We start from the raw sequence: 12,169 nt of genomic DNA, 5'->3' as shown, positions 1-12,169 counted from the left end.
AATTCAACTGAAATTTGCTAACAACAGAAAAACACAGTTTGCATAATCTGGTATTTTTAAAAATAGCATTATCTTCCTTAGATTTTTTAATAAATAATTGTGGAAGAATTGTTAAGCCCCGAGTTGCCGATTTCAACATCCTGTAGGAATTGTTCAGCACAGCTAAAGTCAGAAGAAGTTTTTTGTGGTCAATGTGGATATCCAGAAAATGGAACTATTGAACAGCGCGATAAATTTCAGTCTAGATTAGATGCGAAAATGCGTTTGTATAAAATCATCAAGAAGGAGATTAAAAATGCCAAAACTACATTGATTGTATTGGGGTCTCTCTGTATGTTGGGTGGTCTTGTTTTTACGTTTGTTTCAGAAGATCTTGCGGGAGGCATTTCATTCTGTATTATTTCTATTATTTACTTCGGTCTAGCGATTTGGTCTGATAAACAGCCATTTGCAGCTCTCTTAACTGCTTTGATTTTATACATCACACTTATTTTGCTGAATGCCGTAATTGATCCAATAACGATTTTCAAAGGTATTATCTGGAAAATATTGATCATTGGATATCTGATTAAAGGAGTTAACTCTGGAAATGAGGCTAAAAAAGTAATGAAGGAATTGGAAGATCTGGGATTTAAGGATGCATGATCAAACTGAGGTAGAAATCTATGAAGAGTACGGCCCAAGGGTAAAGTGCTCTGAATGTCACTCTGAATTTTTTAATGATTTTAAATTTTGCCCAAGCTGTGGGTTGAAGAAAGGAATAAAAGATTACTATGTGAATAGTGGAGAGAAGGTCACAAATAGTCCTGATTTCCTTTCCTTTTTTATCTATAGTTTAATTAACATCGGGCTGCTGGCTTTTTATAAGTTTTCAGGAGTTTTTCCTGATGACGATGGGAGCTATTTTATGCTCTTGATAATATTTACGGTTATAGACATTTCATTTTTGTTGTATAACGGCTTTTCATCTATTCCTTTTTCTTTCAAAGAAGTCAAATTATTGAGATTGTTAGGTCTCTTGGGGATTTTAACTGTGGCTGCTTTTGCGGTCAACTTTGTTGCTAATTTTTTGAACACCAATATTTTTGATCTTTATGTAGAAGATGGCTTGGAGAATTGGAGCTTATGGGCTTCAATATTATTGGTGGGAGTATATCCTGCTGTTTTTGAAGAAATCGCATATCGTGGATTTCTTTTTAAAAATATTGAAAGGCTTTCTTCTCCTAAAACGGCCGTATGGGTTACGAGCATAGCTTTTGGGTTAATTCACTTAACCTTTATAAGCTTGATTTGGCTGATTCCTTTAGGGTTTATTTTTGCAAGGTATAGGCACAAGTACAATACAATTTGGTACGGAGTTATAGGTCATTTCTTTTATAATACCTTAATAACTCTTTTGGGGTAACTATAGGCTCTGTTAATCTTCAAAAGTAATAGTGAAGGTTGTTCCTTCATTTACTTTGCTCTGAACATCTACTTTGCCTCCAAGGCTGGTTACGTGATTATAGATTAGGTATAAACCAACACCTTTACTATCACCATGTTGGTGGAAGGTTTGGTTCAATCCAAAGATTTTGCCTTTGACTTTATCCATGTCAAAGCCCATTCCATTGTCGGTAAACACGAGTTGCTTTGAGCCACCTTTTTCCCGAGTGGAAATTTTTATGCTTGGCGTGTTGTCGGGGTTGGCGTATTTAATGGAGTTTGTTAATAGGTTCAGCAAAATGCTTTCTAAATAAGCTTCGTTAAACGGAATAGAATTGAAAGCTGAAAAGTCGAATTGAATAGAAGCGTTTGAACTTTCGATTAAAGAGCCAATTGTTTTGAGAACCATATCGAGAACCTTCTCAATATTGATGTTTTCAACCGTTGCTTGGCTATGAACTTGTTGGCTCAGGTTGTCTAAATAATTATCTAATGTGTGCTTAATCTGCTGAGCCGACATTTTTAAATGATGAAAACATTCTTCAGCTTCTTTAGTAGGAAGGGGAGTTTCATCCAAAATACCGATCAAGGCGAGCAAATTATTCACTGGAGCTCGAAGATCATGAGACGTAGTGTATGAAATCCGCTTAATTTCCTCGTTTACTTCGGTAAGCTGATCTATCAATTGAGTCCGCTCCTCTTCCAGTTTTTTCTTGTATGTAATATCCTTGGCAATAGCATATACTAGTTTTTCACTTTCGATAGGCATTGAAGTCCAGGAGAGCCATACCGTTTCACCTGTTTTGGTGATGTATCTATTCTCAAAATGGAGTAAAGGGTTTCCGGCTAAAAGGCTCTTTCTGTTTTTCTCAGTTTGACTTTGATCCCCTTTGTGGATAAAATCGTCAATTGGACGTGAGAATAATTCTTTTTTTGTGTAGCCTAGAACCTTTAAAACAGCAGGATTCACTTTTTTGAAATACCCATCGTAGCCAGCGATACAAAGTAGGTCGTGCGAGAGATTAAAAAAAGGTTCGGTGGGTAATAACTTCGGAATATCAATTAAATCCTTCTCGTTCATGGCGCCTCTTTATTGATTAACAGAGCAAAGCCTGTAATCGTGCGTATCGATTAAAAAATATTTTGGAAGCAAAAGTATAACTTAAAAGGATTCAGCACATTAGAAATGTATAAAAAAATATGTTGTTCTGAATTAAAGAATTTGATGCCGTTTATTTGACCCTATTTGGGTTTTCTGAAATAAAGGCTTTCCAGCTTTTGTTACCGCTCTGCTGGTTGCCTCCTTGAAAGTGGTGGCAAAGTGCCACAGCAAGAGCATCTGTTGCATCCAATAGCTTGGGTAGCGTTTCTATTTTCAATAAAGTTTGAAGCATAGAAGCCACTTGTTCTTTAGAAGCATTTCCATTTCCTGTTACAGACTGCTTCACTTTTTTAGGAGCATATTCGGTAATGGGGATTTCTCGCGCCAAAGCAGCCGACATGGCAACACCCTGCGCACGTCCCAGTTTTAACATAGATTGAATGTTCTTTCCAAAGAAAGGTGCTTCCAAAGCCATTTCATCAGGTTGAAATTCCTCAATCACTGAGGTTACTCTTTCGAAGATTTTCTTCAATTTAAGTTCGTGCCCTTTGTATTTGCTTAGGTGAATTACCCCAAACTGCAAAAGCTTGATTTTCTTACCTTTTACTAAAATGAGACCATAGCCCATTACGCTGGTTCCCGGGTCTATCCCCAAAATGATTTTTTCCTGAATGTCAGCTTTTGTTAAAGGCATGGTGCAAGTTAGAAAGCTTTCGATTTTCTTCGTGTATGTTTTTTGCTATTCTGATTGTTCTTATAGGCTATGCGTTGGTGCTCATGTGTGCGGTGGCCATATATGTGAATATTTCAGCGGAAGTCACCAATAAAGAAAAAAGTTTTGAGGGCAAGGTTTCGGTAATTGTTCCTTTCAGGAATGAAGCGGCCAATTTGACTAAGTTGGTCGAATCGCTCAAACTTCAAGTTTATCAAGACTACGAAGTTATTTTCATCAACGATCATTCTGTCGATAATTCCCTAGAGGTACTTCAGCGAGCTTTGATTGGAGTCTCTTTTTCTTATCGAATTTTCAATTTGAAAGAAATAGAAGGTAAGAAGGCAGCCATTGATTTTGGGGTTAGAAACTCTTCTGGCGAAGTGATTCTAACTACCGATGCCGACTGCTGGTTCGATCAGTTTTGGATATTAAAAATGGTTGAGCCCTTTGTTAAAGAGCAGGTGCAGATGGTGGCGGGGCCAGTAGTATTGGAAGGTAAAAGCCTCTTTCAGAAATTTCAGAGGGTGGAATTTGGAGCAATTATGGCCGTTTCTGGCGTTTTAATTACTTCCAAAAAACCAACAATGGCTAATGGAGCTAATTTGGCTTATCGCAAAAGTGCCTTTGAAAAAGTAAATGGTTTTGAAGGCATTGATCAAACCCCGTCAGGTGATGATGAATTGTTGATGATGAAAATTGCCAGAATCTATAAAAAGGCAGTGTTTTTTTCTAAAAGCAGTCAGTCAGTTGTTCATACAAATGCACTAGATAATTTTATTGATTTTGTTCAGCAACGGAAACGCTGGGCTAGTAAATGGAAGGTTGGTAATCGGATTTCTACTATCGTTTCGGCTTTAGCCGTATTTACTATTCAACTTTCTTATGTATTAGGTTTGGTAATGTTGTTTTCCGATGAAAACTACTTAAAGATGTATTGGCCGGTTTTCGCATTGAAAATTATGTGCGAGTTCTTCTTAATCCGAAGTTTTTTTAATTCAGTAAACCAAAAATGGCCTATTCTCCATTTCTTTTTACTTCAAACCTTTTATCCTTTTTATGTGCTTTATTTTGGCGTGGTCTCTAATTTTGGGAACTTCCAATGGAAGGGTAGAAGTTTCAGGATTTAATGCAATAATATGACCGAGCTTGAGTTTGATGTGTTGGATGAGTTGTATTTTGTTCAGCCGTTTGAGGCCGTTTTAGAAGAGACCGATTTGGCCGAAGGCGCATTAATTGAAACACTCTCCTCCTTAATCGAAAAGGGCTGGGTAAAATGCTTTGCCGATAGGCAGGCCAATCACCCAATCGATAGAAAGGAATTAGGCACAGACTGGAAATCCTATTTTTATCTTGCCACAAAAGAAGGTTTATTAGTTCACAACGGTCGCTAAGTATATGCTCAATACGCTTCAGAGGAAATTTTATAGAAAGGAAATGGAGGTGAATGCTCTTTTGGAGATCACCCAGGCTGTTAATAATAACCTGCCAGAAGAAGACCTCTATAAGATTTATGAATTTACCCTTCGGGCGAATTTGCAACTGGCTAAAATGGTGCTTTACGTTAAAGATGAAGATTGGGAATGTAAGGTGCAGTTTGGAACCAAACGCAATTTTCATGAAGTAGAGCTTGATGAAAGTTGTTTGAGCTTAACCTCAATTGTGGAGGTTCGCGAAGCAGAATTGTCCATTCCTTGTTTTAGCGAATTCGATATTATAATTCCTGTAATGCATAAGGATAAACTCCTTGCATTTGTGTTTGTGAAAACGCTGGGAGAAGAAAACGAAGTGGATACCACTTTCATTCAGGCGCTGAGCAACATCATTCTCGTAGCGATTGAAAATAAGCGTTTGGCGCGAAAACAGTTGGAACAGCAAGCGGTTCAAAAAGAAATGGAAATTGCGCGAAACGTTCAGAATTATCTGTTTCCCGATTCGCTACCCAACACAAGTGAACTTGAAATCAAAGCTTTTTATAAGCCTTGCAAAACAGTAGGGGGAGATTATTACGATTTTATTCCCATTCCCGATGAGAATCAGTTTATGGTATGTATTGCCGATGTTTCTGGCAAAGGAATGCCCGCTGCTATCCTGATGTCAAATTTTCAGGCTGTATTGAGAACTTTGAGCAGAAATGCTGAAAGCCCTCAGCAAGTAATTCATGAATTGAATTACCAAACCTGGAAGAATGCCAAAGGCGAAAATTTCATCACGTTTTTCATGGCGGTTTACGATTATGATAAGCGAAATCTACGCTATATCAATTGCGGCCATAACCACCCGATTCTGATAACCGATAAAGGTATCAGTCGATTGCAAGAAGGAACTACCATTCTTGGTGCTTTCGATCCTCTTCCGTTTTTAAATATGGGAGAAGTAAAAGATGTGGATGCGTTCTCACTTTTCATGTTTACTGATGGACTTACCGAAACCTTCAATGGAGAAGGCGAAGAGTTTGGGCCTGAAAGGCTAGAAGAATTTTTGGTGAAACATCAAAACGAAGGCCTGCAAGCCACGCACGATCTTTTGATTGAAGAACTCGATAAATTCAAATCCGGAAATCCCTTTGCTGATGATCTTACCTTCCTATCTTGTAGGGTAAATAATGATTTGGCATAAAACACCCTTTTTCGCTCGCATCGTTTACCCCAAATTACTTTGGCGAATGCCACCTAATGGGCGGTGCATATTTCTCACTTTTGATGATGGCCCCATTCCGGAAGTGACCCCGTGGGTTTTGGATGTGCTCAAGTCGTATAATGCAAAGGCAACTTTTTTTTGTGTCGGACAGAACATCGAAAGAAATCCTGATATTTTCAAAAGGCTTTTAGGTGAAGGCCATTCTGTGGGGAATCACACGCATTGCCATTTGAATGGCTGGAAAACCGAATCGCTTACTTACCTGAAGGACTTCCTGAAATGTGAAGAAGCAATTCGCGAACAAGGCGTTAGAACGAACCTGTTCAGGCCACCATATGGCAAAATTACGCGAGAGCAAAGGAAACAATTGGCTGGCAAAACGATTGTAATGTGGGATGTGCTTTCTGGAGATTTTTCTCAAAGTTTAAATGCCAACACCATTTTAGAGAAGAGCATTAAATATTCTAAATCTGGTTCAATTATCGTTTTTCACGATAGTATAAAGGCATTTAATAACTTGGAGAAGGTGTTCCCCGCATATCTCGAACACTTTAACAAGCTAGGTTTTACCTTTGATTCTTTATGATCATTTGGGCGATTGTCATCTTATTTCTAATCATCCTATTGGCTGAAACTTTATTGATCATCAGTTTCGAGATCAATTTCAAAACCATAAATCCAGATTTTGATCAACTTGAATGGCCAATGGTCAGTGTGCTTGTAGCGGTTAGAAATGAAGAGAAAAATCTGAAAAGATGCCTCGATAGCCTTTTAAGACTGGATTATCCTGCTGATAAATTCGAGATTCTTATCGGTGATGATCATTCCGAAGATGCTACTGCAGCCATTATTAGCGATTATGTTCAACGAGTTCCAAATGTTAAAAGCATTCGGATTGAAGAGGGTTTCAAAGGTTTGATTGCAAAAGCCAATGTGCTGGCTCAGTTGTCTGCAGTTTCCAACTCTGAATTTATAGCCGTTTTAGATGCCGATATGGAAGTTCAGGATTCTTGGCTCAAAACTATGGTTGCTTCAGCCCAAAAAGGTTACGAAATGGTGAGCGGCTATACAGAGGTTGCAACAAATGGAACCTTAGCACGGCTCCAAAATAACGACTGGCTCATCAGCTTACATTCCCTAAAAGCTTTTGCTGATATTGATCAGCCCCTTTCGGCTTTAGGTAATAATATGCTGGTCAGTGCCCAGGCACTTCATAAAGTGGGAGGTTTTGAATCATTGGGAGCTACAAAAGTGGAGGACTTAAAGCTGATGTTGAAGTTCAAGGGCCACGGTTTTAGAATCTTTCAATTGATTTCTTCCCAAGCACGAGCTTACACACAACCCCTCGGTTCATTCAGCAATTTGCTTTTACAGAGAAAACGATGGTTAAGTGGACTCTTCAGTTATAAACCATGGTCGGCTCTAGGCTTTTCCGTGGTTCGGCTGTCTTTCATTCTGCTCTTTGTTGCCTTGTTATTCGCTTCGGGCATGCAATTTTACGCCATCGTGCTCCTTCTTTTTGCCAAATTATGTGTCGAAAATTTGAAATTCATTCAGGTGAGAAGGCAATTGGATGAAGATAACTTCAACTTAACTTGGTTCAAACCTATAATTATTTCGCTTTTAGATACATTTGCGTTGCTATCGCTGGTGTTTAGCCCCAGTATTATGTGGAAGAAGAGAAAGTTGTAGTTATGATAGAAACCCATGCTCATATATACGCTGAGCAGTTTAAGGACGATATTCAAGAAGTTTTAGAAAGAAGCAGGGAAGCAGGTATTTCCAAAATATACATGCCTAATATAGACCATACATCTATTGATGACATGATGGAATTGGAAGACAAAAATCCTGATTTATGCATTGCCACTATGGGTTTGCACCCTTGTTCAGTAAATAAGGATTTCCAAAAAGAGCTTTATATCATAGAAGAATGGTTGAGCAAAAGAGCTTTTGCTGCCATTGGCGAAATGGGAACCGACCTTTATTGGGATAAAACTTTCCTTGATCAGCAAATTGAAGCATTCCATGTTCAGGTAAACTGGGCAAAACAATATGAAAGGCCCATCATTATCCATTGCCGTGAGTCATTAGATATGACTATCGATTTGGTCGAAAAAGTGAAGGATGAAAACCTTACAGGCGTTTTTCATTGCTTCAATGGAAGTTTTGAACAAGCAGAAAGGATTCGTGCGCTGGGATTTCATATCGGTCTTGGTGGAGTTTCTACTTTTAAAAATAGCGGAATGGCTGACGTTATCCCTCAATTGAACCTTGATCATGTGGTTTTGGAAACCGATAGTCCTTATTTGGCGCCCGTTCCGAATAGAGGAAAAAGAAACGAGCCTGCTTACATTAAATTGGTGGCACAATTTATAGCCGATTTAAGGCAAATGAGCCTAGAGGATTTTGTTAATATTACAAGCGACAACGCTAATACACTTTTTAAGGTAAACGGATGATTACCAAACTAGAGTTTTCAGCAAACCCAAGAGCTTCTATACTTATAATATATACAGGTGGAACATTGGGAATGGATTATGACGAACAGGGTTCCTTAGTTCCTTGTGCGTTTGAACATATTGTGGCTCGAATGCCTGTTTTGAATGAATTGGGCATTAACCTTTCCGTTATACCGTTCGATCCTCCCATCGATTCATCAAACGTAACGATTGAGCATTGGGTAGAAATGGCTAAGATCATCTATGAGCAATACGCTGCTTTCGATGGGTTTATAGTGCTCCACGGAACAGATACTATGGCTTATTCGGCTTCAGCTTTGAGCTTTATGTTGCAAGGTTTGAACAAGCCTGTCATCTTTACAGGGGCTCAATTGCCTATTGCATCGCCCCGATCTGATGGAAGAGAGAATTTTATTACGGCCCTAGAAATTGCCGCTGATAAAAGAGATGGTATTCCAGTAGTTTCGGAAGTATGTATATTTTTCAATCATTTATTACTACGCGGTAACCGTTCAAAGAAGGTGGAAAGCAGACACTTTGATGCCTTCGAATCAGAGAATTACCCCATTCTAGCAGAGGCGGGAATCGTTATTGATTATAATTTTTCAGCATTGAAACCTTATGATCAGAATGCTGTGCTAGAACTGAGAACAGAGATGAAAAATGAGGTAGCCATCCTGAAATTGTTCCCCGGTATTTCAGAAGCAGTTGTAGCTAACACGCTCAAAACCTTATCGATAAAGGGTGTTGTGTTAGAAAGCTACGGCTCAGGCAACGTTCCTCACCAGCCCTGGTTTCTGGAAATATTGAAATCCTCTGTAGAAGATGGAATGGTGATTTTGAATGTTTCGCAGTGCAATGGCGGCAAGGTCATTCAGGGAAGATATGAGGCCAGTAGCGCACTAGAGAGCTTGGGCGTGATTAGCGGAGCGGACCTTACCTCTGAGGCAGCCACCACCAAAATGATGTATGCTTTTGGTAAATTTGTCAATACCGCAGATGTAAAAAAATGCCTTATAACACCAATTTCAGGCGAAATGACATGATTTATAATGTTTTACAAAAACAAAATTCGGCTTGCATAAAGGTTATTTTATTGATTTATTTGTCACCTTGCGAATAGCGCGAAGTAAGAGGAGAGGTGTCCGAGTGGTTGAAGGAGCACGCCTGGAAAGTGTGTATACTCGAAAGGGTATCGAGGGTTCGAATCCCTCTCTCTCCGCACTATCAACTAAAAATTTAAGTATAAATTTCTTTTAATCGTAATTATTAATAATTTAGAAACCGTTTTAACCTTTATTAATCAAAACTAGACTATGAAAAAGTTATTCTCACTATTGATGATCTTAGGCGTTTTAGCGATTGGATTCCAGACATACGCGCAGGAAGATACAACCGCTACCGAAGCAACTGAGCAAGTTGTGGACACCTACCCAGAGACTTCTGACTATTCTGATGAATTAGCAACAGAAGGAGAGGATAGATCATTTCAGCAAATTGTAAAAGACAAGTTCATTGAAGGTGACCCTACATTTATGGCTCCTGTATTGATCTGTTTGATCCTTGGTTTAGCTATCGCTATCGAAAGAATCATCAGCTTGAACTTGGCTACTACTAACACTAACAAACTTTTGAGCAAAGTTGAAGACGCTCTTGAGTTTGGAGGGGTTGAAGCTGCTAAAGAAGTTACAAAAAGTACAAGAGGACCAGTTGCTTCTATCTTCACTCAAGGTTTGATGAGAATGTCAGAAGGTATCGAAATGGTTGAAAAATCAGTTATCGCTTATGGTTCAGTAGAAATGGGTCGTTTGGAAAGAGGTCTAGTTTGGATTTCTCTTTTCATCTCTTTGGCTCCTATGTTGGGTTTCATGGGTACTGTAATCGGTATGATTGGTGCATTTGATGCTATCCAAGCTGCTGGGGATATTTCTCCTTCATTGGTTGCTGGTGGTATTAAAGTAGCTCTTTTAACAACTGTAGGTGGTCTTATCGTAGCGATCATTCTTCAATTGTTCTACAACTACTGTGTATCTAAAATCGATTCTATCGTAAATTCAATGGAAGATGCTTCTATCTCTTTGGTAGACATTCTTGTAAAGCACAACTTATCTAAGTAATTAATTAACCTGAAAACAGATTTAATATGGATCAGGAACAGTGGATTGACTTAGGACTATACGCAGCATACATTCTACTTGGAGTAGCTGCTGTAGCCGCAATCGTAATGAACTTTGCCAATGCTATTAGTAACCCTAAAACGTTGGTAAAGAGTGGACTTGGAATCGTGGTACTTGTAATAATCTTCTTTATAGGTTATTCAATGGCCCCAGCCGATATGGATACCATTACTCAGCAAGCTTTTGATGCTAACAAAATGGATCCAACTTCAGATTCTACCATTAACCTTTATAGATTAATTGGTGGAGCTATGACTACTACTTTGATACTTATTATTGTAGCAGTAGTAGGTTTGATTTATTCATCAATCGCAAGACTTGTTAAGTAATTAATTATGGCAAGAAGTAAGAACAGAGGAAGTCAGGAGGTAAATGCCGGCTCTATGGCCGACATCGCATTCCTACTATTGATATTCTTCTTGGTAACTACTCAAATTGCCACCAACAAAGGTCTTACTTTGCTTTTGCCTCCTAAGCAGGAGGATGATCAACCATTAGAGGTTAAGCAGCAGCAAAGAAACATTTTTAAAATTCAGGTGAATTCACTTGATAAACTGTTGGTGGAAGAGGAGCCACTAGAGGATATATCACAGATTAGTGATATGGTATATGACTTTATCATCAACTTTGGAGATCCCTCAGATTCAAAAAAGGGTTCTGACAAAGTAAGTGATAGAGAGACATATGAATCTCTACCCCCTGCTATGAAAGCATATATTAGAAACAACTTGGCTTCTAAAGAGTCTTCTGATGGACCAAGTGAGGCAATTGTTTCTTTGAAGGCTGACCGTGGTAGTAGCTATGAGATTTTCATCGAAATTCTTGACCAGTTGAACGAAGCTTACAATCGCGTTTATGGCGAAAGAGTTGGATTGACTGCTGAAGAGTTTAGAAACTTGAATAAGAATGAGCCAAGAGATGCTGATTTGTACGATCGTGCAAGATCAGGTATTCCAAAGGCGATTTCAATTGCTGAACCAACTAAAGTAGGAGGATAATATGTCTAAGTTTAAGAAAAAGAGTGAGTTGAGTCAGGATATCCCTACCGCAGCACTTCCTGATATTATCTTTATGCTTCTTTTCTTCTTCATGGTAACAACGGTGTTACGAGAAACAGAAGTGAAGGTGAAGCAAGATATTCCTAGAGCTGAGCAATTGGTTAAGTTAGAGAAGAAGAAGTTGGTTACTTACCTTTATGTTGGTGAGCCTAAAGACGAGTCATTCGGTACTGAGTTTTTAATCCAAGCTAATGACGCTTTTATTGCTGTAGATGGAATTGTACAGTGGGTGAATGCTGAAAAGGATAAACTTGCTGAAAATGAAAGAGACCAAATTACTATTTCCATGAAGGTGGATAAAGAAACCAAAATGGGAATTATTGTAGATATCCAAACTGAATTGAGAGATGCTAATGCTCGTAAGATCATGTATGCAACGCCTCAAAAATCTGAGGATAACTAATTCTAAAGAGTATAACTTTTGATTATATATAAAAGGGTTGTCGATCGGCAACCCTTTTTTTATTGCCTTTATCCAGTTGTAAAACATCTCTTTGTGTCTAAATGACACTTTTTTCTTGCAAACGTTTGCAACTCTAAAATCCTTGTTTAGAGTTAATGGGGGCTGTTTTTTACGGCTCTTTATGCTTGGT

At 38.6% G+C, this 12,169-nt stretch carries 15 protein-coding genes and 1 tRNA gene; 14 read left to right on the top strand and 2 right to left on the bottom strand.

Features of this window, described 5'->3' with window-relative positions; all coding sequences use genetic code 11:
- The first annotated feature begins 99 nt into the window (after positions 1-99).
- Together ACXACJ_RS12625 and ACXACJ_RS12620 are read left to right on the top strand one after the other, a co-directional pair.
- Positions 100-645, top strand: a complete 546-nt coding sequence (locus ACXACJ_RS12625; RefSeq protein ID WP_475134780.1) for a hypothetical protein — start codon at positions 100-102, stop codon at positions 643-645.
- A 103-nt stretch (positions 646-748) separates the two neighbouring features.
- Complete coding sequence (locus tag ACXACJ_RS12620; RefSeq protein ID WP_475134779.1) at positions 749-1,405, top strand: lysostaphin resistance A-like protein; 657 nt, start codon at positions 749-751, stop codon at positions 1,403-1,405.
- Positions 1,406-1,417: 12 nt separating this feature from the next.
- Here the strand turns inward: ACXACJ_RS12620 and ACXACJ_RS12615 are convergent, their stop codons facing one another.
- Complete coding sequence (locus tag ACXACJ_RS12615) at positions 1,418-2,506, bottom strand: PAS domain-containing sensor histidine kinase (RefSeq protein ID WP_475134777.1); 1,089 nt, start codon at positions 2,504-2,506, stop codon at positions 1,418-1,420.
- Positions 2,507-2,657: 151 nt separating this feature from the next.
- On the bottom strand, positions 2,658-3,221 hold the full coding sequence (ruvC, locus tag ACXACJ_RS12610) for a crossover junction endodeoxyribonuclease RuvC (protein WP_475134776.1): 564 nt from the start codon (positions 3,219-3,221) through the stop codon (positions 2,658-2,660).
- A gap of 35 nt (positions 3,222-3,256) precedes the next feature.
- Between ruvC and ACXACJ_RS12605 the strand changes: the two genes are divergently transcribed.
- From ACXACJ_RS12605 to ACXACJ_RS12550, 12 genes are all read left to right on the top strand, one after another.
- The gene (locus ACXACJ_RS12605) at positions 3,257-4,369 is read left to right on the top strand and encodes a glycosyltransferase (RefSeq protein ID WP_475134775.1); all 1,113 of its coding nucleotides are present in this window, start codon (positions 3,257-3,259) and stop codon (positions 4,367-4,369) included.
- Positions 4,370-4,378: 9 nt separating this feature from the next.
- Entirely contained in the window at positions 4,379-4,633 is a 255-nt protein-coding gene (locus ACXACJ_RS12600; RefSeq protein WP_475134774.1) for a hypothetical protein, read from the top strand.
- Between the two features lie 4 nt (positions 4,634-4,637).
- The gene (locus ACXACJ_RS12595; RefSeq protein WP_475134772.1) at positions 4,638-5,858 is read left to right on the top strand and encodes a PP2C family protein-serine/threonine phosphatase; all 1,221 of its coding nucleotides are present in this window, start codon (positions 4,638-4,640) and stop codon (positions 5,856-5,858) included.
- Entirely contained in the window at positions 5,845-6,465 is a 621-nt protein-coding gene (locus tag ACXACJ_RS12590) for a polysaccharide deacetylase family protein (RefSeq protein WP_475134771.1), read from the top strand. Before ACXACJ_RS12595 ends, ACXACJ_RS12590 begins: the two co-directional genes overlap by 14 nt.
- 38 nt (positions 6,466-6,503) lie before the next feature.
- Positions 6,504-7,571: a glycosyltransferase gene (locus tag ACXACJ_RS12585; protein ID WP_475134769.1), complete on the top strand. Its 1,068-nt coding sequence runs from the start codon at positions 6,504-6,506 to the stop codon at positions 7,569-7,571.
- Positions 7,550-8,341 carry a TatD family hydrolase gene (locus ACXACJ_RS12580; protein WP_475134768.1) on the top strand — a complete coding sequence of 264 codons (792 nt, stop codon included), beginning with the start codon at positions 7,550-7,552 and terminating at the stop codon, positions 8,339-8,341. The genes ACXACJ_RS12585 and ACXACJ_RS12580 overlap by 22 nt, the downstream gene beginning before the upstream one ends.
- Positions 8,338-9,387 (top strand): asparaginase, encoded by a 1,050-nt coding sequence (locus ACXACJ_RS12575; protein WP_475134767.1) that lies wholly within the window; start codon positions 8,338-8,340, stop codon positions 9,385-9,387. The genes ACXACJ_RS12580 and ACXACJ_RS12575 overlap by 4 nt, the downstream gene beginning before the upstream one ends.
- Before the next feature lie 89 nt (positions 9,388-9,476).
- A tRNA-Ser gene (locus ACXACJ_RS12570) sits at positions 9,477-9,563 on the top strand.
- Positions 9,564-9,657: 94 nt separating this feature from the next.
- On the top strand, positions 9,658-10,458 hold the full coding sequence (locus tag ACXACJ_RS12565; RefSeq protein ID WP_475134765.1) for a MotA/TolQ/ExbB proton channel family protein: 801 nt from the start codon (positions 9,658-9,660) through the stop codon (positions 10,456-10,458).
- Between the two features lie 26 nt (positions 10,459-10,484).
- Positions 10,485-10,847 (top strand): hypothetical protein, encoded by a 363-nt coding sequence (locus ACXACJ_RS12560; protein WP_475134764.1) that lies wholly within the window; start codon positions 10,485-10,487, stop codon positions 10,845-10,847.
- Positions 10,848-10,853: 6 nt separating this feature from the next.
- A complete protein-coding gene (locus tag ACXACJ_RS12555) occupies positions 10,854-11,516 on the top strand; it encodes an ExbD/TolR family protein (RefSeq protein WP_475134763.1) in 663 nt (220 codons plus the stop codon).
- A gap of 1 nt (position 11,517) precedes the next feature.
- A complete protein-coding gene (locus ACXACJ_RS12550; RefSeq protein WP_475134761.1) occupies positions 11,518-11,979 on the top strand; it encodes an ExbD/TolR family protein in 462 nt (153 codons plus the stop codon).
- Positions 11,980-12,169: the final 190 nt, after the last annotated feature.

Source organism: Roseivirga sp. AWQ4_251 (assembly GCF_056158225.1).
Note: the sequence above shows the minus strand (reverse complement) of the source record. Positions and strands in the feature narration are given on the sequence as shown.

What these genes read in the sequence shown, in the direction of transcription:
- ACXACJ_RS12560 (WP_475134764.1), top strand. Translation starts at nt 10,485, where the DNA reads ATGGATCAGGAACAGTGGATTGACTTAGGACTATACGCAGCATACATT.
- ruvC (WP_475134776.1), bottom strand. Translation starts at nt 3,221, where the DNA reads ATGCCTTTAACAAAAGCTGACATTCAGGAAAAAATCATTTTGGGGATA.
- ACXACJ_RS12590 (WP_475134771.1), top strand. Translation starts at nt 5,845, where the DNA reads ATGATTTGGCATAAAACACCCTTTTTCGCTCGCATCGTTTACCCCAAA.
- ACXACJ_RS12550 (WP_475134761.1), top strand. Translation starts at nt 11,518, where the DNA reads ATGTCTAAGTTTAAGAAAAAGAGTGAGTTGAGTCAGGATATCCCTACC.
- ACXACJ_RS12555 (WP_475134763.1), top strand. Translation starts at nt 10,854, where the DNA reads ATGGCAAGAAGTAAGAACAGAGGAAGTCAGGAGGTAAATGCCGGCTCT.
- ACXACJ_RS12595 (WP_475134772.1), top strand. Translation starts at nt 4,638, where the DNA reads ATGCTCAATACGCTTCAGAGGAAATTTTATAGAAAGGAAATGGAGGTG.
- ACXACJ_RS12565 (WP_475134765.1), top strand. Translation starts at nt 9,658, where the DNA reads ATGAAAAAGTTATTCTCACTATTGATGATCTTAGGCGTTTTAGCGATT.
- ACXACJ_RS12600 (WP_475134774.1), top strand. Translation starts at nt 4,379, where the DNA reads ATGACCGAGCTTGAGTTTGATGTGTTGGATGAGTTGTATTTTGTTCAG.
- ACXACJ_RS12615 (WP_475134777.1), bottom strand. Translation starts at nt 2,506, where the DNA reads ATGAACGAGAAGGATTTAATTGATATTCCGAAGTTATTACCCACCGAA.
- ACXACJ_RS12605 (WP_475134775.1), top strand. Translation starts at nt 3,257, where the DNA reads ATGTTTTTTGCTATTCTGATTGTTCTTATAGGCTATGCGTTGGTGCTC.
- ACXACJ_RS12575 (WP_475134767.1), top strand. Translation starts at nt 8,338, where the DNA reads ATGATTACCAAACTAGAGTTTTCAGCAAACCCAAGAGCTTCTATACTT.